Origin of the sequence: Tunturiibacter empetritectus (assembly GCF_013410875.1) — a bacterium.
Classification (GTDB): domain Bacteria; phylum Acidobacteriota; class Terriglobia; order Terriglobales; family Acidobacteriaceae; genus Edaphobacter; species Edaphobacter empetritectus.
The window spans coordinates 1,338,276-1,362,210 of record NZ_JACCCU010000001.1; the positions used below are offsets into that span (position 1 = coordinate 1,338,276).

Sequence of the window (23,935 nt, forward strand, 5' to 3'; positions counted from 1 at the left end):
TGGGATGCCAACCTCGCATCTCAGAGAGCTTCTGCTGGCGCATACGGGCTACTCCGCCTGGGCTACCCGACAGGTGCTGGAGGCCTGCTCGTCGCTTACGGAGGAGGAGCTTGCCCGCGATTTGGGGTTTTCGCACTCGAGTCTTCTGCAGACATTTCGGCATAGCCACGATGCGGAGAGGGTTTGGCTTGACCGGTTGGTCGCGGTAGGCAAAGGCCGTCTGCCCTTGGGGCCGGCTCCTGAACACTCGTTCGAGTCTCTGGTTCAATCGTGGCCCGGGCTTTGGGAGGGTTATCGCCGATGGCTTGATGGTGCTTCAGAAGAGGACCTAACGTTTGAGCTTTGCACGGTCCTGCCCGACGATGCTGTCTTCTGCGTGCCTCGCTGGCAGATTGTTCTTCATGCGATCAATCATTCGAGCTTCCATCGCGGGCAGATTATTACTATGCTTCGTGGGTTTGAGTTGCAGCGTCCTAACACCGACCTGACTGCTTATTACGCTACGCACTAGAACCCGGTTGTCCTGCCGGACGGGCTCGCTGCGCGCGACGCGGCCACTTCGTGGCGGGTATATCTTTTCTTGCTGATCGCTGCGGTGTTGTTCCTCCCGTTGGTTGGGATTGACTTTATTGCTCGTGGTAGTTGCGGATCAGGCCGCCATCGACGAAGTAGGTGGAACCGGTGACGTAGGCGGCGTCGTCGGAGGCGAGGAAGAGAGCGATGCCGGCGACCTCTTCGGGCGTGCCCATGCGGCCTAGCGGGATGTTGGCGAGGAGGGCGTCCAGCTTGGGTTTGTCTTCCATGAGCTTGGTGTTGATTGGGGTAGAGATGGCGCCGGGGGCGATGTTGTTGACGGTGATGTTGAGGGGGCCGAGTTCGACGGAGAGGTCGCGCATCAACATGCGCATGCCGCCCTTGGAGGCGCAGTAGGTGGAGAAGTTGGGGAAGACCATGTCCTCGTGGACGGAGGAGATATTGACAATGCGGCCGGGGAGTTTGGCGTCGCGAAGGCGGCGGGCGAAGGCCTGGGTTAGGAAGAATGCGCCCTTGAGGTTGACGTTGAGGACGGCGTCGTAGTCGGCTTCGGTGACGTCCCAGAAGGCGGCTTCCTTCTCGATGCCGGCGTTATTGACGAGGATGTCGCAGCGGCCTAGTTGGGTGTAGGCCTGGTCGACGAGGTTCTGCGTGTCGGCGAGGAGGGAGACGTCGGCCTGGACGAGGATGGCTTTGCCGCCGGCGGCTTCTGCTTTGGAGGCCGTCTCCTGGGCCTGGTCGATGTGGTTGCGGTAGTCTACGACGACAGAGGCGCCCTCGGCGGCGAAGCGGATGGCGATGGCCTGGCCGATACCGGAGCCTGAGCCGGTGACTATGGCTACTTTGCCTGTGAGACGACCTGACATGGAAGGCTCCTATTTTTTTGTGGATTTTTTTGCAGATGACTTTGCGGGAGAGCTCTTTTTTGCGGAAGCTTCCTTCGTGGTTTTGTTTGTAACCTTCTTTGTGGCCTTCTTCGGAGCTTTCTTTTTTGCGGCTTTTTTTGATGGCTCTTCGGATGTGGGTTTTTCTTTTGCGATGATCTCCGAGAGCAGCGTTTTGGTTTTTTCCAGTTCGGCGTGGCGTTCCTTCGATAAGTTTTTACCGGCACGATTGATGTAGAAGTTCAACATCTGCATGCCGGAGGCGGGGCCCTTTGGCGAGACCTTTTTCGTGGCGAGGGCCTTGGCTATAGCAGAGGCGTTCTTCTTGAAGAGGCCCTCGTCGGGATGGGTTGAGTCGGTGTCTACGTCTGCGGACCACTTCTTCTTTGTCGCCATGATTGTCTCCCACGGTGTTCTTTCGGCCGCTGCATCGCTTTGGCCGGTCGCTGCTTCGTTCTGTAGGATGCGAGCTTGGGACTTTTCCTGGCGGCGTTTACGGAAAAATGTTGTAAGGAGTGTGCCGCACTCTTCGGCGAGGAGGTTGGGGGTGACTTCGACTTTGTGGTTGAGCCGGGGGTGGTTCATGACGGACAGGACGCTGCCGCAGGCTCCGGCTTTGGGGTCGGGTGCGGCGTAGACGAGGCGGCTGATGCGCGCGTGGAGGATGGCTCCGGCGCACATGGCACACGGCTCAAGGGTGACGTAGAGGGTGCAGTCTGCGAGGCGATAGTTGCGAAGGTGAAGGCCGGCATGGCGGAGGGCGACGATCTCGGCGTGGGCGGTGGGGTCTGAGTCGCGGAGGACACGGTTCTGGCCGCGGCCGATGATCTTGTCTCCGTGAACGATGATGGCGCCGACGGGGACTTCGCCGTTGGCTTCGGCGTCGGAGGCTTCGGTGAGGGCCTGGCGGAGGTAGACTACGTCGTCGTTTGCGCTGGAGGTCATCGGAGGCTAGTTTAGCTTTGCTTTGAGCTGAATGCGCCTAGTAGAGATTTGGGCCGGCTTCGGATTCGAGGGCATCGAGGAAGGATTGCATGATGTGAAAGCGGGGTATGGCGAGGGCTCGGGAGGTGTCGAGTTTAAGCTGATCGGGGAGGGTGGTGAGTTGTTTTTTGAGGGCGTGGAGGGCATCGGTGAAGGTGCAGAAGCGGGTGTCGCTGCCGAGTTTGGCGAGGGTGCGGGTGATGCCGATGGCACCTAACTGCTCGAGGATGTCGGCGTCACGGGCGATGGTGGCTTCGAGGGTGAGGGGAGTGTCTTGGGGCTGGTGGGTGCGGATGACTTCGAGGACGGCGGGGATTTTTTCTGCGGGGAAGCCGGCTTCGGTAAGGATGGCGGGGGCTCTTTCTATGATGTAGGCGACGTGGTCCCAGGTCTTGAGGGCTGCCGCATCTTCAGGGCGGTGGCCTATGAAGACGCCGAGGTCGTGGAGCCATACGGCGGCGAAGACTACGTCGTCGTCGTAGGTGAGGGCTTGTCCGATTTGTTGGGTGAGGGCGTAGAGACGTGGCTGATGGCCGAACTTGTGGGTTGGGTTCGCGTTAGTGGCGATGTAGGTTTCGAGGGCGGCCCGATAGGGTTGGATGACCTGTTCGCCGGTGGATTTCAACTTAGATGACATCGATTGACCCGAAATTTCTATAGGAGATATTGCGATTACAAAGGTCTATCTCAGCGATTGAACCGGCGGAGATGATTGAAATTGAGAACTTCGCGACCGATACTTTCTAGATATCCTGACAAGCGGAACTCAGCGGTCAGAATTGTGTGATTGTTCGAGAGGTGACTAAGAGCGGAATCTGTGACACCGAACCTCACGGTCTCAGCTTTCTTGCCAATAGTTTGAATAGGCACGTGTGATTCGATCGTGATAAACGCATAAGCCTGCAGCTGTAGAAACCAATCTGACCGTAAACTTCCGGTTAATTTATTCGCTAAGTTGCTGACTTCAGCAAGAACGTAAGCCGTTGTCGCAACAGCTTTGAACTGACTCACGATCCATGAAAGCAATTTCGCGTCTTCTGCTGTGAATGCATTGACTCGACTGAACGATCCAAAACGGTGTAGCCCAACCCGTGCACTGATAGCCAGTAGCAGGAGATTCGTGTCGAGTACGACAATTTTGTTGCGAGAGTTTTGGATTGGGAAACTTACATCAGGTCCCATTCATTCCTTATGCCAACTAGTGACCCAATTTCGGCATTGATGGTTATAGTTTTGTAATGACGCATCGGCACTCTGGTGTTATCAGAACCGAAGACTGTGTTAATACCAACTGGCTCGGACTTTTTAGTAGCTATCTCATCCTCAAAATCCGGATTTCTGAAAGATACAGTTACTTCCCAGTTCTTTTCCGAGTCATCTAGTCGCACCTCTTCAAGCCGCACATCTTTGATACTTTGGCTTGGAAAGAGCTCTCCGAATGTTGCAAACGAGACTTTTACTGCTTCTTTTACTGGAAGCATCATGATCTCCTTCTATTGAGTTTACCGGACTGGTTTCTGTTGATGCTTAATTCTTCAGGGTACGAAATTTGTTGACTGTCAAAGTGAACGAAGAGGACAGACACCGCATTTCATGCAGGTTCCTGTTGGCTGAGGCAGTGGAGGGTGCCGAGGCCCCAGACGAGGTCGACGGCGTGGATGCCGATGATATCGCGGTCGGGGAAGCAGTCGGAAAGGATGTTGAGGGCGTGGCGGTCGTTGGGGTCGTTGAAGGTGGGGACCAGGACGAGGCCATTGGCGATGTAGAAGTTGGCGTAGCTGGCGGGGAGGCGCTGGCCCTCGAAGGTGACGGGGGCGGGCATGGGGAGTTCGACGATCTCGAAGGGCTGGTTGTCGAGATTGCGGAAGCTGCGCAGGCGGTCGAGGTTTTCGGCGAGGGGGAGATGATTTTCGTCGTGGGTGTTGGGCTCGACGGCGGTGAGGATTTTGTTCTCGCCGACGAAGCGGGTGATGTCGTCGACGTGGCCGTGGGTGTCGTCGCCTGCGCAGCCTTTGTGGAGCCAGAGAACTTTTTCGATGCCGAGGTAGTCGTGGAAGGCTTGCTCGAGGCGGGCGCGCGTTTCGGCTTCTGTGCCGAGGCCGGGGTTGCGTTGCTGGATCTCGGAGAGGAGACACTCTTCGGTGGTGAGGAGGAGGCCGGCGCCGTTGGTGTCGATGCTGCCGCCTTCGAGGACGAGGCGGTGCGGGTGGCCGATGTAGTTGATGGTCTCGGGTTGCGACTGGGGCATGTTGTAGAGCTGGGCGACGTGGCTGGGGATCTGGTCGTCGCGATGCCAGTTGTCGTACTTGGCCCAGGCGTTGAAGTGCCAGTTGGTGATGGCTAGCTCGCCTTGCGGGTGTCTGGTGGAGGCTTCGGTACTCTTCTTGATGGAGCCTTCAGCCATCTTTTTTACAAAGATGGGGCCAGAATCGCGGAGCCAGACGCGGTCGGTGGGCCAGTGGTGGAAGTGGAGGCGGGCGAGGTTGGCTCCGGCGCGGCGGAGGAGGTTGGTGGCGCGGCGCTCGGCGGCGAGGTCGTTGACGAGGATGTGCACATCCTCCACTCCAGACAGGTGGCGGACGATCTCTGAGTAGACCAAGGGGATGGGTTGGAATTTGCCGGGCCAGTCTTCGGCGTTGTGAGGCCACGCGATCCAGGTGGCGGCGTGAGGGGACCACTCGGCGGGCATGCGGTAGTGCTGATGGGCGGGTGTCTGCGACATGTCCTTTTAAGTGTAACGGGGTTTTGTTGCAGTCTGTTTGCGGTGTGAAAGAGGAGGGACTACTTTTCTTTGAAGACCAGGTAGGTGGTCGTGGTGCCGGGGGTGAGCTTGATCCAGTGGGGGATGCCGGCGGGGATGTGGGCTTGTGGTTTGGGCGAAGGCAGGAGAGGCAGCGAGGAGTGCGAGGGACAGAACGATGCGTGGAAGCATTCTGGCTCCTTGGATGATTGTCAGATTGTAACGGGAGTTACTGGAACGTCCGCGAGGGCCTACGGTGCGGTCGTTTGGCATTCTGCAGGGTATGATGATGCAACTTACAAGACGGCACGATGAGCAATTTATCAGTCGTGATGGAGAGGACTAGTTGATGGTGATGGGTCGGGAAGAGATTAGGATCGGACAACTTGCAATCCGATTTCTGGTCGAGGGCGGTTCCTCGGGCGGTTCGGTTGCGGTATTTGAACTGTGGAGCGAAGGTGCCGATCGCTCACCGGCATGACGCTTATGAAGAGACGATTTATGGAATTGAGGGCGTGCTGAGTTTTGTGGTGGATGGGCAGCGGAGGGATGTTCGTCGAGGCGAAGCTCTCTGCATACCTCGCGGAGTGGTTCATCGCTTTGATAACTTTGAAGCCGTCGATGCCAAGGTACTTGCGATTGTGAGTCCGGGGATTCTGGGGCCGGAGTACTTCCGCGAGATCGCTGCGATTGCCAATGCCGCGGTGGGTGGGCCGCCTGATCCTGCCGCGCTTGCGCAGGTGATGTTACGGCACGGTCTTACGCCTGCGCCGTAACGCAGCGTGCTAACACTCTGTATGTCCCGAGGGCTTGTCGCTGCGGATCTAGTCGATGAAGCGGCTGGTGATTCCGTTGTAGGCGTCGATGCGGCGGTCGCGGAGGAAGGGCCAGTTGCGGCGGGTGTCTTCCTGGAGCTTGAGGTCGATCTCGCCGATGAGGATCTCTTCTTTGTCGTGGCTGGCTTGCGCGATGACGCGGCCGAAGGGATCGGCGATGAAGCTGCCGCCCCAGAATTCGAGGCCGGATTTGGGCGTATGGTCGCCGGGGCCGCGCATCTCGACGCCGTTGTGGATGACGTCGCCGTGCTCGTGACCTACGCGGTTGACGGCGCCGACGAAGACGCCGTTGGAGATGGCGTGAGCGCGCTGGGTGGTCTGCCATGCGGAGTACTGGGCGTCGCCGTACTCAGCTTTTTCAGAGGGGTGCCAGCCGATGGCGGTGGGGTAGAAGAGAGTGTCGGCGCCGCGGAGTGAGGTCTCGCGGGCAGCTTCGGGATACCACTGGTCCCAGCAGACGAGGGTGCCTACTGAGCCCTGCGTGGTGGCGAAGGCTTTGAAGCCGAGGTCGCCGGGGGTGAAGTAGAACTTCTCGTAGTAGAGAGGATCGTCGGGGATGTGCATCTTGCGGTAGATGCCCTTGATGCTGCCGTCGGTTTCGATGACGGCGGCGGTGTTGTGGTAGAGGCCTGCTGCGCGGCGCTCGAAGACGCTGGCGATGACGACCACTTTTTCTTCTTTGGCGACGGCGCTGAGGCGCTCGGTGGAGGGGCCGGGGATGGACTCGGCGGTGTCGAAGAGGGCGTGCTCTTCGCGCTGGCAGAAGTATTGGGCGCGGAAGAGCTCGGGGAGGCAGATGACGTTGGCTCCGGCGCGGGCGGCTTCGCGGACACGGTCGGCGGCTTTGTCGAGGTTGGCTGCGGTGTCGGGGACGCAGGACATCTGAATGAGGCCGATGCGTTTGTTAGGGGGGGTCTTGCTGTTCGTTGTCGTCATGATGATCCTGATTCAAGTTTATAGGCGTTTGTTGGGCGAGGTGAGGTTGTCTGCGGCCAGAGAACGGGTTATTTGCAAGAGGCTAATCTTTGGGTGATTGACGCCTCCAAGGAATGCGGTTCGCGCGGGGCGCGAATGCCCACATCTCAGAATCGAGATATGGGGCACCCGGCGATGAGACTGCATGAATGGGGCACCCAACGCTTGGCACCGGTGCCCGGCTTTGGTTGCGGGAGGACGCTGACTTTCTGCCGGTGTCCTCTTGGGGCTAGTTCTTTGGCGTGACTGGGACGGTGCGGGCTATGGGCTCGAGGCGGTTGACGTTTTGGAAGGGGAGCATCCAGCCGGGGTATTCGGGCGGCAGAGCGCTGACTTCGTCGAGCTGCTTGAGTTCGTCTGCGGTGAGCTTGAGGTCGACGGCGGCGAGGTTGTCGTTGAGTTGGTCGAGGCGTTTGGCTCCGATGATGATGGAGGTGACGACGGGCTTGGCGAGGAGCCAGGCGAGGGAGATGCGTGCGGGGCTGCAGTTGTGGGCCTTGGCGATGGGGGCCATGACGTCGAGGATGCGCCAGGTGCGTTCTTTGTCGACGAGGGGGAAGTCGAACTCGGAGCGGCGGGAGCCTTCGGGGCGCTGATTGTCGCGGGAGAACTTGCCGGAGAGAAGGCCGCCGGCGAGGGGGCTCCAGACAAGGAGGCCGGTCTTCTCGGCTTCGAGCAGGGGGACAAGATCGCGTTCGAGGTCGCGGCCAGCGATGGAGTAGTAGGCCTGGAGGGTGTCGAAGCGGGCGAGGTTTTTGAACTGGGAGATACCGAGGGCTTTAGCGATCTTCCAGGCATGCCAGTTGGAGACGCCGATGTAGCGGACCTTGCCAGAATTGACCAGCGTGTCCAAGGCGCGGAGGGTCTCTTCGATTGGGGTGATGAAGTCGTTGCCGTGGATCTGGTAGAGGTCGATGTGGTCGGTCTGGAGGCGGCGGAGGCTAGCTTCGACAGCATCCATGATGTGGCCGCGGGAGGCGCCGACTTCGTTGCGGCCCTGGCCGGTGCGGCCGAAGACCTTGGTGGCGATGACTACGCTGTGGAGGGGGGTGTTGAGATTTTTGAGGGACTGGCCGAGGGCTTTTTCGCTCTCGCCTTCGGAGTAGACGTCGGCGGTGTCGAAGAAGTTGATGCCGGCGTCGACGGAGGCCTTGATGAGTTCGTCGGCTCCGGACTGATCGACGGTGCCGATGGCGCGGAAGAGGCCTGTGCCGCCGTGGAAGGTCATGGTGCCGAAGCAGAGAGTGGAGACGAGAAGGCCGGTGTCACCGAGAGTTTTGTATTGCATGGGTCTCCTTTTCGCCGAGAGTTCGGACAGACATTCGATTAGACGTGTTTGATGCGGACCACGATTCAGGCGTGTGAAGTGCAGCGGCCGCAGATGTTCTTTGCGTTGGATGGCGGAGTTTGCTTTCTTGCCGGTGAATTTTCTGTTAGTTTTGAGGTGTGGAGCTGTCGGATTACGGTCAGGCGCATCCTCTTCCAATCACCTAAAAACATCTTTCCCAGCAGTTGCAGTCAGCGTGTATCTCATTGCAGAAGGAGTGTTATTTTGAGCGAATTTCGTGATTTTCTGGAGCTTTCGTATGGCGAACTCGAGGATCTGAACCTGGCGGCGAAGGAGCAGCGCAGGAAGCGAGTTGACGCTGATGTGATTCGGGAGGAGCGGTTGAAGTATTTGACCGACGAGAGACGGATCAAGGCGGTGACGGTGCTGTTCAGCGATCTTGAAGGCCGTCTGCACATGCTGGACTACGATAAGAAGTTCCTAGTGAAGAGCTATGACAATCTGACCTTTGATGGCTCGTCGATTCGCGGATTTACGGCGCAGCGGGAGAGCGATCTGCGGCTCGGGATCGACTGGAGCGCGTTTTACTGGGTGCCGGCGGATATATTCGGCGCGGGCAAGGTGATGGTGTTCGGCGAGGTAATCGACAAGAACGGCGCGACATACAGCGCAGATATTCGCGGAGTACTGAAGGCGTTTTCGCAGGAGCTGTTTGATAAGAACGGATACACGCTGAACGCGGCGAATGAGATTGAAGGGTTCCTGTTTGAGGGAATCGATGCGGAACGGAGCTATCACGAGACGGGCAGTTTCGAGTATGTGAATAAGGGCGGGTACTATCACTCGCTGCCTGGCGATCCGCTGCGGGAGTTTATTGACACTACTGCGGAAGTGCAGCGGGCGATGGGTTTTGAGAATGAGAAGGACCATCCTGAGGTTGCGCCTTCACAGTTCGAGATCAACTACAGCTATGGTGAGGTCGTGGCGGCTGCAGACCAGATTCAGCTTTATAAGCTGATCTGTAGACAGGTGGCGACGCAGATGGGGATGACGGCGAGCTTTCTGCCGAAGCCTGTGGTGGGGGTGAATGGCAGCGGCATGCATACGAATATCTCGATTACCAAGGGCGGGAAGAATCTGTTCTGGGATCCGAAGGGCGAGGAGAAGATCTCGAAGATGGCGTGGCAGTTTACGGATCGCATTTTGACGCATGGCAACGATATTTGCCTACTGCTAAATGCGAGTGTAAATGCGTATCGCCGGCTGGATCCTCATTTTGAAGCGCCGAATCAGATCAAGGCTTCGGCAACGGATCGTGGGTCGATGGTTCGGATTCCGATCGGGAACGAGAAGTCGGCGCGGGTGGAGGTTCGATCGGTCGGGCCGGATGCGAATCCTTACCTGGTGCTGTACTCGATCTTTAAGAGCGGGCTGCATGGCAATACCGCGAAGATAAAGAACCTGCGTCAGGCGGAGCGTTATCTGCCGGACAACGTCTACACGGCACTGGAGAACTTCCGTGCGGCGGAGTGGACGACGGAGCTGCTGGGCGAGGATGTGAAGGCTCGGTACGCAGATCTGAAGCAGGCTTCTGCGGATCGCTGTGCGCGGCTTCTGGGGACGATCGTGAAGGCTCCTGAGGTGCAGTTCCATCACGATGTTTATAACCAGCTGCTATGGAATATCTTCTAAGTCGACAGACTTACGGACAGAGGCCCTCGCGATGATGCGGGGGCTTTTTCTTTTTGGATCGCTGCGTTTCGCGTTGACACGAGAAGTGGGCTGCTGCATTCTGCTGCTGTTGTGTGGATGGAGGTTTTCTCTTGGATACGGAACGGTCTTCCTTGTTTGCTCCCGCGGCGATGGTGGGAGTTTGTCTGCTGCTAGGTTTGGTGGTGGGCGGATGGGTGTTGGGGTCGCAGATCAAGGACCTGAAGCTGGCGGATCGTTATGTGACGGTGAAGGGGCTGGTGGAGCGGACGGTGAAGTCGGATACGGCCATCTGGCCGGTGAGCTTCAAGGAGGCGGGGAACGATCTGCCCCAGGTGTTTGCGAAGAGTGAAACGGATAAGAACTCGGTGCTGAAGTTTTTTGCGGTGCAGGGAGTGCAGCCGAACGAGATTTCGGTGGGGCAGATCAAGGTGACGGACAAACTGGCGAATGAGTATGGCGGGAACAATACGGGGCCGCGATACATCGTGGAGCAGACGGTGACGGTGCAGTCGAAGGACGTGGATAAGATTGCGAAGGCGGGGCAGAAGACGGCGGAACTGGTGCAGGCGGGGATTGTAGTCGGCGGAGGGAACGGGCAGCAGGGCGGGATTCGGTATCAGTTTACGGGACTGAATGCGTTGAAGCCGGACATGATTACGGAGGCGACACGGAATGCGCGGGCTTCTGCGGATCGGTTTGCGGCGGACTCGGGGAGCCAGGTGGGCTCGATTCGGTCGGCGAACCAGGGAGTGTTTTCGATCTCGGCTGCTGAGAGTGGCGCGGCCGCGGGGGATGAGGGTGGCAGCGGCGGGAACGATGCGGACGCAAGCATCATGAAGAAGGTACGCGTGGTTGCGACGGTGGACTACTACCTGGTTCGATAAACGAACGTGTATGCCGCATACCGGTTGCCACTCGTCTTGCGCGGATGGTAGCGTGGGTCTTCGATTTCTTCTGCGGAGACGATGACGATGCAAACGAGCTACAACGGAATTTCAGTGCCGGCGAATGGGCAGGCGATCGAGTACAACAACGGAAAGTTTACGATTCCCGATCATCCGATTATTCCGTTTATTGAAGGAGATGGAACGGGGCGGGATATCTGGAAGGCCTCGCAGCGGGTGTTCGATGCTGCGGTGGCAAAGGCTTATGGCGGTAAGCGGTCGGTGGCGTGGTATGAGGTGCTGGCAGGGGAGAAGGCTTATCGCCAGACGAAGAACTGGTTGCCGGATGACACGGTGAAAGCAACGGTGGACTTTCGCGTGTCGATCAAAGGACCATTGACGACGCCGGTGGGCGGGGGGATTCGCAGCCTGAATGTTGCGTTGCGACAGTTGATGGATCTTTATCAGTGCGTCCGGCCAGTGAAGTACTATGCAGGCGTGCCGAGTCCAGTGAAGCATCCGGAGAAGCTGAATGTGGTGATCTTCCGCGAGAACACCGAGGATATCTACGCCGGGATCGAGTTTCGCGAAGGGACGCCCGAGGCTCAGAAGTTCATCGCGTTTGTGAACGATGACATGCTGAAGGGGACCAAGAAGAAGATCCGGTTGGACTCGGGTGTGGGGGTAAAGCCGATCTCAATTACAGGATCGAAGCGGCTGGTGCGAGCGGCGATTCAGTATGCGTTGGACAACAAACGCAAGACAGTGACGCTGGTACACAAAGGGAATATCCAGAAGTTCACCGAGGGAGCGTTCCGCGAGTGGGGGTACGAGGTTGCGTCGCAGGAGTTTCGCGAGCAGACGGTAACGGAGCGGGAGAGCTGGATTCTGGGGAACGTGGAGGCGAATCCAAAGCTGACTGCCGAGGAGAATGCTGCGCTGATTGAACCGGGTATTGAGTTCGCGGCGAAAGAGTTTGGCGAAGAGGTGATTGCTGAGGTCAAGTCGGTTCTGGCTTCGATCGGTGCGTCGCACGGCGCTGGCAAGTGGAAGACGAAGATCTTGATCAACGACCGGATTGCGGATTCGATCTTTCAGCAGATTATCTTGCGGCCTGAGGACTACAGCGTGTTGGCGACGACGAATCTGAACGGGGATTACATCTCGGATGCTGCAGCGGCTCAGGTAGGCGGGTTGGGCATTGCGCCGGGTGGCAATATCGGCGATGGATATGCTGTGTTTGAGGCGACACATGGGACTGCGCCGAAGTATGCCGATAAGGATGTGATCAATCCCGGTTCGGTGATTCTTTCGGGTGTGATGCTGTTTGATTTTCTTGGCTGGACGGAGGCTGCGCGGTTGATTGAGTCTTCGATGGAAAAGACGATTGGGCAGAAGTTCGTGACGTATGACTTTGAACGTGGGATGCAGGGAGCGACGAAGGCCAAGACTAGCGAATTTGCGACGCGCATGATCGAGAATATGTAAGTGAGGGGGAGGGAATGGCTCGCTGTGTGCGGGCCATCCCCCAGTCTTTTTGTTTCGGGTTTTGTGCGGTATTCGTTCAGCGTGGGCGATATCGAACGCAGAGTCGCTGCGTCGACTTTAGAATAAAGAGTGAGAGCGGCATGCAACGCGATAAGGGAGAGATGATGCGGAAGAAGGTAACGATTGTTGGTTCGGGAAATGTTGGAGCGACGGCGGCGCATTGGATTGCGGCGAAGGAGCTTGCGGATGTTGTGCTGCTCGATGTTGTGGAGGGTGTGCCGCAGGGCAAGGCGCTCGATCTGCTGCAGGCGATGCCGATCGAGAAGCGCGATTGCAGCATCATCGGAACCAACGATTATGCGGATACGGCGAACTCCGATGTGGTGGTAATTACGGCGGGGATTGCGCGCAAGCCGGGGATGAGCCGAGATGATTTGCTGACAACGAATCATGGGATTATGTCGAAGGTTGTGGGCGAAGTGGTCAAGGCGTCGCCGAATACGATCATCATCGTGGTATCGAATCCGCTGGATGCGATGGCGCAGACGGCGTTCAAACATGCAGGCTTGCCGCGTGAGCGCGTGATTGGAATGGCTGGCGTGCTGGATTCGGCGCGGTTTCGGACGTTTATTGCTGAGGAGTTGAAGGTGTCGGTTGAGAATGTAACTGCGTTTGTTCTGGGCGGACATGGCGACACGATGGTTCCGCTGTCGCGGTACTCGACTGTAGCTGGGATTCCGATTACGGAGTTGATTGAACCGACTCGGCTGAAGGAGTTGGAGACACGTACGGCCAATGGTGGCGCGGAGATTGTGAAGCACCTGAAGACGGGGTCGGCTTACTATGCTCCTTCGGCTGCGGCGGTAGAGATGGTTGAGGCGATCCTGAAGGACAAGAAGAAGATTCTGCCTTGCGCGGCTTATCTGCAGGGTGAGTATGGGATCTCAGGCTTGTATGTCGGCGTGCCCTGCAAGCTTGGGGCTAAGGGACTGGAGCAGATCATCGAGATCAAACTGACACCGGAGGAGCAGGCCGCGTTGCAGAAGAGCGCTGATTCGGTGAAGGAGCTTTGCACGGTGATTGGGGTGGCTTAGAAGTTTTTTAGTTGACGGAAAAGGCCTGCTCGATGAGCAGGCCTTTTCTATTGCTTGAACAATGGGTTCTCATTTGGGAAAAGGCTGGCGGCGGATACGAACGATAGCTAATGGCAGGAAGGTATTGCGCCGATGTTCTCTCAAGGCAGATAACAAGGGGCCTGCGCTATCTTCGCGTTGAAGAGAACGATTTGATACGTGCGCGGCTTCAGGGAAATCGCACAGAACGAAGGTTTACTTTGGACGGCGCGCAGAGCTTCCATCAGATTCTGGATACGGCGGATAGTAGAGAACGATCGTCCGCGTGGTTTTTTCTTGCGGTGTTGTGGATGCAGTTGGCGGCGGTGGTGGCGATCGGACTGCTGATCTTTGCGAGTTTTGTTCGCTAGATGTAAAGTTCGGGAACTCGGTTGGGAAAGCTCACCGCTGCGTGGCGTGAAGCATGGAATATCCGATGCAAACCATCGCGGCGCACAATAATGCGAACGTCAGCATGAAGAGCATTACAATTTGGCGCCTTAGGTTGCTGCTGGGATAACTATTTCTGTGAACACGCCAAGCTGGAGCCCACCAAAAGCGGCCAAAGCGTTTATCGGGGTAGGCCTGTCTGTTCTCACTCACAAGCTGCCAAATTGCCTGCCAGATCATTGCATAGACAACAAAGGCAGCCATAAAAAGAATGTACCCTGTAGTCTTCACCAACGCTCCCAATCTTACGGAAAACCCTAGCACTAATAACAAAAGCAAATATCTCAGAAAGCCCGCAAACAAAAGGCCTACTCCAAGAGTAGGCCTCTCTAGTTACTCAAACGAAGCTAAGCTACGCGTTCGATGGTGACGGACTCGAGGACGACTGGGGTTTTGGGGCGGTCCATGCCGTCTTTGCTGACCTTGGAGATTTTTTCTACAATGTCGTAGCCTTCGACGACTTGACCGAAGATGGTGTGTTTGCCTGTGAGCCAGCTGGTGTCGGCGACAGTGATGAAGAACTGGCTGCCGTTGGTGTTCGGACCGGCGTTGGCCATGGCGAGCTTGCCCTTCTCCTGGAATCCATGCTTCGAGCCTTTGGTCTCGTCGGCGAACTTGTAGCCGGGGCCGCCCATACCGGTGCCTTCGGGGTCGCCGCCCTGGATCATGAACTGGGGTATAACGCGGTGGAAGATGGAGCCATCGTAGAGCTTGGCGCCTTTCTTGCTGCGGCTGTTCCACTCCTTGGTACCTTCGGCGAGGCCGATGAAGTTGGCTACGGTCTCGGCCGCATCTTTTTCGAAGAGTTCGCAGACGATGGTGCCTTCGGTGGTCTTGAAGGTGGCGTAGGTGCCGGGTTTGGTGGGCATTCGAAGTCTCCTTGCAGTGACAGGTTGATTGCTTTGTTAGCAGAGAGGCGTTTCCGTTTGGGTCGCGGAGGCCGGAAGGTTATTTGGGCGGCGCGGCAACGGCGGCGGGTGTCGTCGCAGGCGCTGGTGGTGCCACGGGCTCCGGCGGCATGGGTTGGCCCTCGCGCACAATGGTGACGCGATTGATGACGACTGGAGTGAGTGGCTTGTCGTTGGGGTTGCGTTCTACGCGCGCGATGGAGGCGACGAGCAGGGCGGTGTGGGCGTCGCACTGGCCGAAGATAGTGTGCTTGCCGTTGAGCTGCGGGACTTCTGTTTCGGTGATGAAGAACTGTGAGCCGTTGGTGCCGCCGCCGGAGGGTCCGGGGCCGGCGTTGGCCATGGCGAGGAGGCCTGGAGTATCGAAGGTGAGGTCGGGGTCGATCTCGTCCTGGAAGAAGTAGCCAGGGTCGCCGGTGCCGTCGCCGACGCGGTCGCCACCCTGGATCATGAAGTTGGGAATGACGCGGTGGAAGGTGGTGCCGTTATAGAAGGGCTGGCGGTGCATCTTCTGTAGGGTCTTGGGGTCGGTCCAGTCTTTGGTGCCTTCGGCGAGACCGATGAAGTTGGCGACGGTGATGGGTGCCTGCTTGTCGTAGAGTTTGCAGGTGAGCCGGCCCATGGTGGTGTCTATGACCGCAGTGGGGCCGGTGGGGACGACGGGGGCCTTGATGTTGCTGGTGGTGCTGGGGGCGTCGGGCAGAGCGTCGGCTGGGGGCGGTGGGGTCGACTGTGCTGGGGTCGACTGTGCCTGGACGGATACGGCTAGGGCCAGGGAGAGTGCGAGAGTACGAAGCATCATGCGGTTGGTAGCTCCAATGAACAGGCTATCGCAGACGGGCGATGGGAGCAATGTGAGCGGCTGGTACCAGCTCACCTCCAGAGGCGGCGGATGAGGCTGCGAACGAGTTCGAGCGAGCCTCCATAGACGACGTGAGCAGCCCAGTGTTGGAGGTGATCGGTGGCTGGCGTGTTCGAAGGTGCGGGCGAGAGCTGGAAGGCTGGAACTGCCACCTCGTCGGCGGCGAGGAAGAGCAATGTGCCGTAAGCGGTGCCTGCGCCGGTGGTGACTTCGGGGATGAGTTCGGAGGAGACAGCGTAGACCACGCCCATGAGTGTGCCGAAGGTGTAGTGGACTGCCTGGCCTGCGGTCTTTTTATCCTGGTCGTCGAGAGGGGTGCCTGTTGTTTCGGCGATCTTACGGGCAACGATCTCGGTGGAACCTTCCTGTTCGGCGGCTTGCTGCTCCTTCTGGGCTTGTTCCTGAGCGATGTGTTCTTCAGTCTCACCATGAGACATTTTAATCTGTTTTTCTGTGGCTTTCTGGGCTGCGGCACTCAGCTTTTGAAATTGATCCATGACGAGCGTGGCGATGATACCTGCTGTGAGGCCGGTGACGATTCCACGAATGACGGAAGGTTTACTTTTGTTCATATTTGCTCCAAACGATTCAGATGCAGGAGAAGTAACCGCGGGAAGGTTTTTGCATCTCAACTGGTTGGAGGAACTTTTGAAATGGCGAAGTTTGCGTTGTACGCGGAGTTGAAGGCAAAGCCGGGGAAAGAGGCGGATGTCGAGGCTTTCCTGAAGCAAGGTGCGGAGATGGCGAAGGCAGAGGCCGGGACCGTGCACTGGTATGGGTTCAAGGAAGATAAAGGTGGGTTCTTTGGAGTCTTTGACACCTTCAACGACGAGGCTGGGCGTGATGCGCATTTGAATGGTGAGATTGCGAAGGCGCTGATGGCGAATGCGGAGACGCTATTTTCGGAGGCTCCGAAGATTCACAAGATTAGCTTGATTGCGGAGAAGGTTTAGCCTTTCTTGCGGCGTCAGAGTGGTTATGGGTTGTGATCGGAGGCGGCTTGCACTTCGCGGAAGACGCGGAGCAGGTTGCCTCCGAGCAGTTTGTGCATGTCGTCGGCAGTGTAGCCGCGAGCCATGAGGGCTGCGGTCACTTTGGGTAGGTCGGCTGCTGAGTCGATTCCTGCGGGTGGGACGGGTATGCCGTCGAAGTCGGTGCCGATGCCGACGTGGTCAATGCCAGCGACCTTGATGACGTGGTCGAAGTGATCGATGAGTGAGTTGAAAGGGGCGCGGCCGATCTTTGCGGCGAACTCGCGATCAACTTTGTCAGAGGCGGTATAGGGAACGGGTAAGCCCTTGGCTTTGTATTCGGCTTCAAGTGCCTGCTGCGCCTTTTTCCGCTCGGGCTCTTGTGCGGCCCAGGCTTTGCGCCAGTTCTCGTCGATGAAGGCGGGGAAGAAGTTGACCATGACGACGCCGTTGTTCTTCTTCATGGCGAGGAGCATCTCGTCGGTCATGTTGCGCGCGGCGTGAGTGAGGGCGCGTGCGGAGGAGTGGGAGGCGATGACTGGTATGCGGGTGGTGGCGATGACGTCCCAGAAGGTCTTGTCAGAGACATGGGAGATATCGATCATCATGCCGAGGCGATTCATCTCGGCGACGACTTGTTTGCCGAAGGGTGTGAGGCCGTTGTGGTGGTGGACTTTTTCGTCGTCGATGTCGCCGGAGGAGTCGGCCCAGTTGTTGGTATTGGACCAGGTGAGGGTCATGTAGCGGACGCCGAGGCGATAGTAGTCGCGGAGGAGGCCGAGGTCATTTTCGATGGAGTGGCCGCCTTCGATGCCCATGAGGACGGCGAACTTTCCTTGGGCGTGAGTGGCGATGATGTCATCGGCGGAGACGCAGAGGGCTAGTTTGTCGGGGTGTTTGCGGACTTGCTCGAGGGTGCCGTCGATGAGCGCGAGAGTGCGGTGGGCGCTGGCGTTTGCGGGGTATTGGTTGGGGTCGACCCAGATGGAGAAGAACTGCGCGGCTAGGTTGCCTTGTTTGGCGCTCGAGTAGTTGAGCATGCCGCCGTTGAGGGGATCGGTGAAGTCCCAGTGTTCGTCGACGAAGCGCTGGGGGGTGTCGGCGTGGGTGTCGATGACGACGGCGGATTGGTGGACGGCGGCTGGATCGGTCATTGATTTTGGGGAGTTTGTCTGTGCTGGCGCGTGGATGGCAATGGCGAGCAGGGTAGAGACGAAGATGCCGCGTTTGTGCATGTTGGCTCGCCACTCTTTCGTTGCGGGATAGCCGATTGTAGCAAGTGGGGGATTTCGGGCTACGCGTGATTTCCTAGGCGGAGTTTTGCGATTTTTTCTGTGCGTGGGTAAACGTGGTTTTTGCAGGGGATTTTGGAAAAATACGTGCGATTGGTGTGGTGTTTTTGTGGTGAGATCGTGGTGACTTGCGTGGCTAAGGTGGTGTTGTTGCACCACATTTTTGCGCGTCGAAAAAAGTGCCAGCTTTTCCAAATTTATTTTTCGCGTTTTGTTGAGAGCGAATGGCGCGGTGGAGCAACCTTGATGGTCGGCGGTGCCATCTCTTCCGGGAGAGGTGATGTATGGCACAGGGTCTTGATTCTGCGAAAACCGGAGCACGTCCTTCCCACGAGTCGATTGAAGAGGGGTCTACCGCCACAGAGGTTGGGAAGACTGACGAGAAGAAGTTGGATCATATCGGGATGGAGAGCGCGAAGCGTGCGCAAAACCGTATCCACTCGAACGAAGAGACAACTCCGGGGAATTCAATCTTCTCGAAGTAGCTGTTTGGACTGAGTGGTAACCTAACAAGGACGCACCGCTGGCCGGTGGTGCGTCCTTGTTAGGTTTAAGGATGTCGAAGACTAGAGTGCGGCTGCGCCGGCTTCGGCTACGGCGTGGTCCTGAACTCCTGAGCCTCCGCTGACTCCGATGGCACCTACTACTTTTCCTTCTTTCTTGAGGGGGATACCGCCAGCGAAGATCATGACCTTGCCGTCGTTCGAGGCGTGGATGCCGAAGAACTGGTGGCCAGATTGGGAGTTGTCGCCGAGGTCTTTGGTGGTGATGTCGAAGGCGCGGGAGGTCCAGGCCTTTTTCTGCGCGATGTCGATGGAGCCGAGCCAGGCGTTGGTCATACGCTCAAAGGCGATGAGGTTGCCGCCTTCATCGACTACGGCTACGTTCATGGGCTGGCCTAGTTCTTCTGCTTTCTTTTCGGCTGCGGCGATGATGCGGCGGGCGTCTACTAGTTGGATCATTTTTTCTCCTGATGTGAGCTTATTGGTTTGACGCTTATGGTGCGGGTGGGTGGCTTCGTTTGGTGCGTGGGGTGGAATTTTACGTTCTTATCTATCACGGTGAGGTTGCTATCGATGGGCATCCGGAGATTTGTGGCGCATGAGTGGGGCACCCGGCATCCGGCATGAATGGGGCACCCGGCTAAGAGCGGTTCGCGCGTGGCGCGAATACCCCACCCTATGCGATGAAACCGCAAAGGATGGGGCACCCGGCCATATGTCCCAATGGCTACCCTATCTGGCGAAGAGATCTTTTACTTGCTGGATGAAGACGTCGCGGCCCATGTCGCTAATGGCTTCGGTGAGGGGGAGCTGTTTGGGGCAGGCCTGGACGCAGTTTTGCGCGAAGCCGCACTCTTGGATGCCGCCGTCTCCAGCTAAGGCGCGGAGGCGTTCTGATTTGAGGACGGAGCCGGAGGGGTCCATGTTGAAGAGCTTGGCTTGGGCGATGGTGGCTGCGCCGACGAAGTTGGTGACGTCGTTGAACTGGGGGCAGACCTCCATGCAGATGGTGCAGGAGATGCAGTTCGATAGGGGATAGCGCTGCTCTTGTATTTGAGGAGCCTGGCGGGGGCCTGCGCCGAGGTCGTAGGAGCCGTCGATGGGGACCCAGGCTTTGACCTTCTTGAGGTTTTCGAAGAGGACGGAGCGGTCGACGCTGAGGTCGCGGACTACGGGGAATTTGCTGAGCGGGGCGAGGGTGATGGGCTGATCGTGATTTGGTCCGGTGAGCTTGTCGACCAGGGCGGAGCAGGCCATGCGGGCTTTGCCGTTGATGAGCATGGCGCAGGAGCCGCAAATCTCTTCGAGGCAGTTGGCGTCGTAGGTGATGGGCGTGGTGGGCTTGCCTGAGACGTCGACGGGATTGAGCGCGATCTCGCCGAGGAGCGAGGTGATGTTCATCCCCGGGCGGTAGGGGATCTCGAAGTTCTCGGTGGTGGAGGGGGCGTCCGGGGTAGACTGGCGCTTGATCTCAACTTTGATGGTGCTGGATGCCATTCGATGCTCCTTAAAGCGGTACACCTGTTACTGCGAATCGGAGAATTCATTGCAGTGCCGTTTTTCTTGGAAAAAAACGGCGTCAAAATTTTCATTTTTATGGACAGCGACAGGAGAGCCGCTTCCGGGCCTGCGGATATCCTGTGCCTTCGGCGTGGGGGTGAGCTGGAGGCGTTTGTTGCTGAGGATTGCAGTCGCAAAGGATGGAGCTAGAAGCTGCCGGTTTTGTGCAGGCGTTCTTTTTCCAATGTTGCGACTGCTATGCCTTCTTCTTTGCTGACCGGAGGACGGCCTTTGAGGGCCATGGTCCGCTCGTTGGGGCGAAGGTGCGTGGTGTAGAGATACATATACGCCATGACGGAGGCGAATATGACGGCAAGGGCGATGTAGACAAGAGTGATGTTTTCCATGCCCGGTTAGATGGGGTGCGCGGGATTTAGGGTGATCCGTTTGGGTTAGATTTGTTGCTTGATGTGGGGTGGAGGATTGCTTTGGTGCGCTGTGGGATGAAAGGACAGGCAACGGCAAATACGGGGATCCTTCACTGCGCTCAGGATGACGACATTTTGGGGTAGCGGATCGCTTTGCTGCGCTGCTGCGGAGCGACCGTGAGAGAAAAAACAATGGCAAAGACAAATACGGGGGTCTCTCTGCTTCGGCGGCAGAGTGCGCCGCCTTCGGTCGAGATGACGATTTTTGTGGGTGGACTGGCATTTTTATTTAGAACAGCGTTTGTCAGGTGGCGGTGTAGACGCGGGGGCGTGGTTTGATGTGGCTGATGTCGACCTCTTCGAAGGTGATTGCGGGTGCTCCGTCGACGTAGGCGGCCTTGGTGGTTTTGAGGAACTTTTCGTCGTCGCGGTTGGGGAAGTCGGGTTTGTAGTGGGCTCCGCGGGACTCGTCGCGGAGGCGTGCGCCGTGGACGATGACTCGGCCCAGCTCGAGCATGTTGTAGAGCTGGCGGGTGAAGGCGAAGCTGGTGTTGGCCCACTGGCTTTTGTCGGAGAGGTTGACGTTTTTGTAGCGGTCGAGGAGTTCGACGAGCTTGGCATCGGCTTCGTCGAGGCCGGCGTTGTAGCGGACGATGGTGGCGTGCTTGGTCATGGTCTCGCCGAGTTCGCGCCAGATCTTGAAGGGGTTTTCGGTGCCCTTGCTGTTGAGCAGGGCGTTGTTCTTCTCTTGTTGCCGCTGCAGCTCGGCGGCGTGTCCACCATCTCCTTCCTGCGCGGGCAGGGCTTTGGCGTAGGCCACGGCTTGCGGACCGGCGACGAAGCCTCCGTAGATGCAGGAGAGCAGGGAGTTGGCGCCGAGGCGATTGGCCCCGTGAATGGAGTAGTCGGCTTCGCCTGCGGCGTAGATGCCGGGGATGTTGGTCTGCTGGGTTGCATCGACCCAGAGACCGCCCATGGTGTAGTGCATGCCGGGGAAGATCTTCATGGGGACTTTGCGGGGGTCGTCGCCGACGAACTTCTCGTAGATCTCGAGGATGCCTTCGAGTTTGTTGAGGCGCTCGGGGGGGAGATGGGTGAGGTCGAGGTAGACCATTGGTTGGCCATCGATGCCCATGCCATCCTCGTAAACTACTTTGAAGATCTCGCGTGTGGCGATGTCGCGGGGGACGAGGTTGCCGTACTTGGGGTAGCGCTCCTCGAGGAAGTACCAGCGGTCGGCTTCGGGGATGGAGCGGGCTACTCGCTTGTCGGTCTTGTCGCGGGGGACCCAGACGCGGCCGCCTTCGCCTCGGGCGGACTCGGACATGAGACGGAGCTTGTCTTCGCCGGGGATGGCGGTGGGGTGGACCTGGATGAACTCGCCGTTGGCGTAGAAGGCTCCCTGTTGGTAAAGTGCTGATTGAGCAGAGCCGGTGCAAACTACTGAATTGGTGGATTTTCCGAAGATGGCTCCATTGCCGCCGGTGCAGATGATGATTGCATCCGCCGGGAATGTTTTCGTTTCCATAGACCGGAGGTCCATGGCGCAGATGCCTCTCGCTTCACCTTTCGATCCAAGGACTGCGGAGAGGAACTCCCAGCCTTCGTATTTGGTGACTTTGCCTTCGGACTCGTAGCGGCGGACCTGCTCGTCTAGGGCGTAGAGGAGTTGCTGGCCGGTGGTCGCGCCCGCAAACGCCGTGCGTTGATATAACGTTCCGCCGAAGCGGCGGAAGTCGAGGAGGCCTTCAGGGGTACGGTTGAAGGGCACGCCCATGCGGTCGAGGAGGTCGATGATGGCGGGGCCCTGGGCGGTCATGTTTTTGACGGGGGTCTGGTTGGCGAGGAAGTCGCCGCCGTAGACGGTGTCGTCGAAGTGCTTGAGGACGGAGTCGCCTTCGCCTTTGAGGTCCTTGGCGGCGTTGATGCCTCCCTGGGCGCAGACGGAGTGGGAGCGCTTGACGGGGACGATGGAGAAGAGGTCGACCTTGCCGCCGGCTTCGGCGATCTTGATGACGGCGGAGAGACCGGCTAGGCCGCCGCCTACTACGATGATTCGGGGTGTTGCTGCCATGCTTTTACCTTCTATATCGTTAGATAAAAATGCCGCCCAACATAATGAGAAAGCCGGCACCATTTAAGACCCATCCGAGCTGAAGCATTTCGTAAAAGCGCCCTTGTGGTTGGATATCCCGATACTTTTTGATCGCTATTGCTCGTGCTGTTTTGCTACTTACTGGTTCTGTTTCTTCAGCCGCCGTGAACATTGTTTTTTTCGTTAACACAGCATTCTCGTTCACGAATTTCACCATTTTCGCAACCGCAATATTGCCTACAACCGTACCGCTGAACATAACTACAAAGCCAAGCAGCGAAACAGGATGATGAATAGCTCTTTGCCAAGTCGTCTCGTGTGTTGTTGACAGGTTCACTGCACCTGGCCTGGTTGGTCGGGGTTTGTGGAGTTTGGTGGGGGGACTGTGGGGGCGGGTAGGTCGATGCCGGCGGGTTGGGCGGGCATTACGTTGGCGGGGGCGTTGGGGTACTTCCAGACTACGGCGTAGATGCTGGCGAGGCCCATGAGACAGAGGGCTAGGCCGAAGGCGGTGCAGACGTAGCCGAATTTCTTGCGGGCCTTTTCGCCGGGGGTGATGCCCCACTTGGCGGCGAAGAGCCAGATGCCATAGGCAAAGTGCCAGGTGGTGGCGATCATGGCGATGACGTAGATGGCGAGCATCCAAGGGTTAGAGAGTTCAACCTGTACTTTATGGAAGGCGGCGCCGGGATTCTCCGGGAGAGAGATGCCGCTGAAGCGCTGTCGCCAGACGTGCTGGACGATGTAGAAGAAGGCGATGATGCCGGTGATGCGCTGGGAGACGTACATCCAGTTGGAGGCCCAGGGGTAAACGTTGACGCTGACGCGGCCGCGGAAGGCGATGAAGAGTCCGTAGAGGGCGTGGAAGGCTAGGGGGATGAAGATGAAGGTCCACTCAAGGACGCGGACGAGCGGGAGGGAGTTGAGGAACTTGACCTGCTGGGCGTAGGCGAGGGGGCCGTTGAAGGTCTCGAAGTTGGAGATGATGTGCTCGACGAGGAAGGCGCCGATGGGGATGATGCCGGAGAGGGAGTGGAGCTTGTGCCAGAGGAAGGAGTGGCCCTGGCCGGCGCGGAGGGGCTGCACGCCTTTGAGCTTGGATACGCTGGGCTGGGCGGCAGGAGGGGCTGGCGGGGCGGCGGTGGCCATGGGGACTCCTTGGTGCGGGATTCACGGATTCGTATGCTCGTGAGGACTGCAGGCTGCAGGGACGAAAAAGTGCAGCAGGGCGATTATTCCGCTCGGGGATTGGCAGCGTCAAGGAAAGTGCTGGATTTTGTGCGGTTATCGTTGTGTTTGTGCGATTAAGTTGATGGAGCTTGAATTTGGGATGGATAGAGGTTAGCTATCACCCCTCACAACTTTTTGATCAGGTCTACGAACCGAAAGCGAAAGAGACGAAATACGGGGGTCTTTCCGCTGCGCGGTCACGATGAAGCTGTGAACCGCTTCGGTCGAGATGACGGGTTTTTGAGTAGGGAAGAGAAC

The 23,935-nt window shown here is 58.0% G+C and carries 27 protein-coding genes; 9 read left to right on the forward strand and 18 right to left on the reverse strand.

What is annotated here, in order from left to right; translation table 11 throughout:
* Window positions 1-4: 4 nt before the first annotated feature.
* A complete protein-coding gene (locus HDF08_RS05575) occupies window positions 5-511 on the forward strand; it encodes a DinB family protein (RefSeq protein ID WP_179637560.1) in 507 nt (168 codons plus the stop codon).
* Window positions 512-626: 115 nt separating this feature from the next.
* Here the strand turns inward: HDF08_RS05575 and HDF08_RS05580 are convergent, their stop codons facing one another.
* The 6 genes from HDF08_RS05580 to HDF08_RS05605 all read right to left on the reverse strand — a co-directional run bounded on the left by HDF08_RS05580 (window position 627) and on the right by HDF08_RS05605 (window position 5,124).
* Window positions 627-1,400 (reverse strand): SDR family NAD(P)-dependent oxidoreductase, encoded by a 774-nt coding sequence (locus tag HDF08_RS05580; protein WP_179637561.1) that lies wholly within the window; start codon window positions 1,398-1,400, stop codon window positions 627-629.
* A 9-nt stretch (window positions 1,401-1,409) separates the two neighbouring features.
* Window positions 1,410-2,363: a tRNA adenosine(34) deaminase TadA gene (gene tadA, locus HDF08_RS05585; RefSeq protein WP_179637562.1), complete on the reverse strand. Its 954-nt coding sequence runs from the start codon at window positions 2,361-2,363 to the stop codon at window positions 1,410-1,412.
* A 37-nt stretch (window positions 2,364-2,400) separates the two neighbouring features.
* On the reverse strand, window positions 2,401-3,039 hold the full coding sequence (locus HDF08_RS05590; protein WP_179637563.1) for an HD domain-containing protein: 639 nt from the start codon (window positions 3,037-3,039) through the stop codon (window positions 2,401-2,403).
* A 50-nt stretch (window positions 3,040-3,089) separates the two neighbouring features.
* Window positions 3,090-3,584: a PIN domain-containing protein gene (locus HDF08_RS05595; protein ID WP_179637564.1), complete on the reverse strand. Its 495-nt coding sequence runs from the start codon at window positions 3,582-3,584 to the stop codon at window positions 3,090-3,092.
* Window positions 3,569-3,886 carry a hypothetical protein gene (locus HDF08_RS05600; protein ID WP_179637565.1) on the reverse strand — a complete coding sequence of 106 codons (318 nt, stop codon included), beginning with the start codon at window positions 3,884-3,886 and terminating at the stop codon, window positions 3,569-3,571. The genes HDF08_RS05595 and HDF08_RS05600 overlap by 16 nt, the downstream gene beginning before the upstream one ends.
* A 107-nt stretch (window positions 3,887-3,993) precedes the next feature.
* Window positions 3,994-5,124: an agmatine deiminase family protein gene (locus HDF08_RS05605; RefSeq protein WP_179637566.1), complete on the reverse strand. Its 1,131-nt coding sequence runs from the start codon at window positions 5,122-5,124 to the stop codon at window positions 3,994-3,996.
* 476 nt (window positions 5,125-5,600) lie between these two features.
* Between HDF08_RS05605 and HDF08_RS05610 the strand changes: the two genes are divergently transcribed.
* Window positions 5,601-5,918: a cupin domain-containing protein gene (locus HDF08_RS05610; protein WP_218884504.1), complete on the forward strand. Its 318-nt coding sequence runs from the start codon at window positions 5,601-5,603 to the stop codon at window positions 5,916-5,918.
* A gap of 48 nt (window positions 5,919-5,966) precedes the next feature.
* On the opposite strand, the gene HDF08_RS05615 is transcribed toward HDF08_RS05610, so the two are convergent.
* Complete coding sequence (locus HDF08_RS05615; RefSeq protein ID WP_179637567.1) at window positions 5,967-6,914, reverse strand: carbon-nitrogen hydrolase; 948 nt, start codon at window positions 6,912-6,914, stop codon at window positions 5,967-5,969.
* Between the two features lie 268 nt (window positions 6,915-7,182).
* Window positions 7,183-8,241, reverse strand: a complete 1,059-nt coding sequence (locus HDF08_RS05620; protein ID WP_179637568.1) for an aldo/keto reductase — start codon at window positions 8,239-8,241, stop codon at window positions 7,183-7,185.
* Between the two features lie 261 nt (window positions 8,242-8,502).
* On the opposite strand from HDF08_RS05620, the gene HDF08_RS05625 reads away from it, so the two are divergent.
* The 5 genes from HDF08_RS05625 to HDF08_RS05645 all read left to right on the forward strand — a co-directional run bounded on the left by HDF08_RS05625 (window position 8,503) and on the right by HDF08_RS05645 (window position 13,809).
* On the forward strand, window positions 8,503-9,933 hold the full coding sequence (locus HDF08_RS05625) for a glutamine synthetase family protein (RefSeq protein WP_179638808.1): 1,431 nt from the start codon (window positions 8,503-8,505) through the stop codon (window positions 9,931-9,933).
* Window positions 9,934-10,064: 131 nt separating this feature from the next.
* Window positions 10,065-10,838 (forward strand): SIMPL domain-containing protein, encoded by a 774-nt coding sequence (locus HDF08_RS05630; RefSeq protein WP_257030879.1) that lies wholly within the window; start codon window positions 10,065-10,067, stop codon window positions 10,836-10,838.
* Between the two features lie 87 nt (window positions 10,839-10,925).
* Window positions 10,926-12,326, forward strand: a complete 1,401-nt coding sequence (locus HDF08_RS05635; protein ID WP_179638810.1) for an NADP-dependent isocitrate dehydrogenase — start codon at window positions 10,926-10,928, stop codon at window positions 12,324-12,326.
* 140 nt (window positions 12,327-12,466) lie between these two features.
* On the forward strand, window positions 12,467-13,420 hold the full coding sequence (gene mdh / locus HDF08_RS05640) for a malate dehydrogenase (RefSeq protein ID WP_257030880.1): 954 nt from the start codon (window positions 12,467-12,469) through the stop codon (window positions 13,418-13,420).
* A 191-nt stretch (window positions 13,421-13,611) separates the two neighbouring features.
* Window positions 13,612-13,809 carry a hypothetical protein gene (locus tag HDF08_RS05645; RefSeq protein ID WP_179637569.1) on the forward strand — a complete coding sequence of 66 codons (198 nt, stop codon included), beginning with the start codon at window positions 13,612-13,614 and terminating at the stop codon, window positions 13,807-13,809.
* A gap of 426 nt (window positions 13,810-14,235) precedes the next feature.
* Here the strand turns inward: HDF08_RS05645 and HDF08_RS05650 are convergent, their stop codons facing one another.
* From HDF08_RS05650 to HDF08_RS05660, 3 genes are all read right to left on the reverse strand, one after another.
* Window positions 14,236-14,757, reverse strand: a complete 522-nt coding sequence (locus tag HDF08_RS05650; protein ID WP_179637570.1) for a peptidylprolyl isomerase — start codon at window positions 14,755-14,757, stop codon at window positions 14,236-14,238.
* 79 nt (window positions 14,758-14,836) lie between these two features.
* Window positions 14,837-15,598 carry a peptidylprolyl isomerase gene (locus tag HDF08_RS05655; RefSeq protein ID WP_179637571.1) on the reverse strand — a complete coding sequence of 254 codons (762 nt, stop codon included), beginning with the start codon at window positions 15,596-15,598 and terminating at the stop codon, window positions 14,837-14,839.
* A gap of 71 nt (window positions 15,599-15,669) precedes the next feature.
* Complete coding sequence (locus tag HDF08_RS05660) at window positions 15,670-16,230, reverse strand: CbtA family protein (protein ID WP_179637572.1); 561 nt, start codon at window positions 16,228-16,230, stop codon at window positions 15,670-15,672.
* Between the two features lie 81 nt (window positions 16,231-16,311).
* Here HDF08_RS05660 and HDF08_RS05665 point away from each other — a divergent pair, with 81 nt between their 5' ends.
* Window positions 16,312-16,611, forward strand: a complete 300-nt coding sequence (locus tag HDF08_RS05665) for a putative quinol monooxygenase (RefSeq protein ID WP_179637573.1) — start codon at window positions 16,312-16,314, stop codon at window positions 16,609-16,611.
* Window positions 16,612-16,634: 23 nt separating this feature from the next.
* Here the strand turns inward: HDF08_RS05665 and HDF08_RS05670 are convergent, their stop codons facing one another.
* Window positions 16,635-17,864: a dipeptidase gene (locus tag HDF08_RS05670; RefSeq protein ID WP_306459667.1), complete on the reverse strand. Its 1,230-nt coding sequence runs from the start codon at window positions 17,862-17,864 to the stop codon at window positions 16,635-16,637.
* Window positions 17,865-18,205: 341 nt separating this feature from the next.
* Between HDF08_RS05670 and HDF08_RS05675 the strand changes: the two genes are divergently transcribed.
* Window positions 18,206-18,406, forward strand: a complete 201-nt coding sequence (locus HDF08_RS05675; RefSeq protein WP_179637574.1) for a hypothetical protein — start codon at window positions 18,206-18,208, stop codon at window positions 18,404-18,406.
* An 81-nt stretch (window positions 18,407-18,487) separates the two neighbouring features.
* On the opposite strand, the gene HDF08_RS05680 is transcribed toward HDF08_RS05675, so the two are convergent.
* The 6 genes from HDF08_RS05680 to HDF08_RS05705 all read right to left on the reverse strand — a co-directional run bounded on the left by HDF08_RS05680 (window position 18,488) and on the right by HDF08_RS05705 (window position 23,596).
* Complete coding sequence (locus HDF08_RS05680; protein WP_179637575.1) at window positions 18,488-18,883, reverse strand: GlcG/HbpS family heme-binding protein; 396 nt, start codon at window positions 18,881-18,883, stop codon at window positions 18,488-18,490.
* A gap of 273 nt (window positions 18,884-19,156) precedes the next feature.
* The gene (gene sdhB, locus HDF08_RS05685; protein WP_179637576.1) at window positions 19,157-19,921 is read right to left on the reverse strand and encodes a succinate dehydrogenase iron-sulfur subunit; all 765 of its coding nucleotides are present in this window, start codon (window positions 19,919-19,921) and stop codon (window positions 19,157-19,159) included.
* A gap of 209 nt (window positions 19,922-20,130) precedes the next feature.
* On the reverse strand, window positions 20,131-20,331 hold the full coding sequence (locus HDF08_RS05690) for a hypothetical protein (RefSeq protein ID WP_179637577.1): 201 nt from the start codon (window positions 20,329-20,331) through the stop codon (window positions 20,131-20,133).
* A 325-nt stretch (window positions 20,332-20,656) separates the two neighbouring features.
* A complete protein-coding gene (gene sdhA / locus HDF08_RS05695; protein ID WP_179637578.1) occupies window positions 20,657-22,426 on the reverse strand; it encodes a succinate dehydrogenase flavoprotein subunit in 1,770 nt (589 codons plus the stop codon).
* Between the two features lie 19 nt (window positions 22,427-22,445).
* Complete coding sequence (locus HDF08_RS05700) at window positions 22,446-22,784, reverse strand: hypothetical protein (protein ID WP_179637579.1); 339 nt, start codon at window positions 22,782-22,784, stop codon at window positions 22,446-22,448.
* Window positions 22,781-23,596, reverse strand: a complete 816-nt coding sequence (locus tag HDF08_RS05705) for a succinate dehydrogenase/fumarate reductase transmembrane subunit (protein WP_179637580.1) — start codon at window positions 23,594-23,596, stop codon at window positions 22,781-22,783. The genes HDF08_RS05700 and HDF08_RS05705 overlap by 4 nt, the downstream gene beginning before the upstream one ends.
* Window positions 23,597-23,935 lie beyond the last annotated feature (339 nt).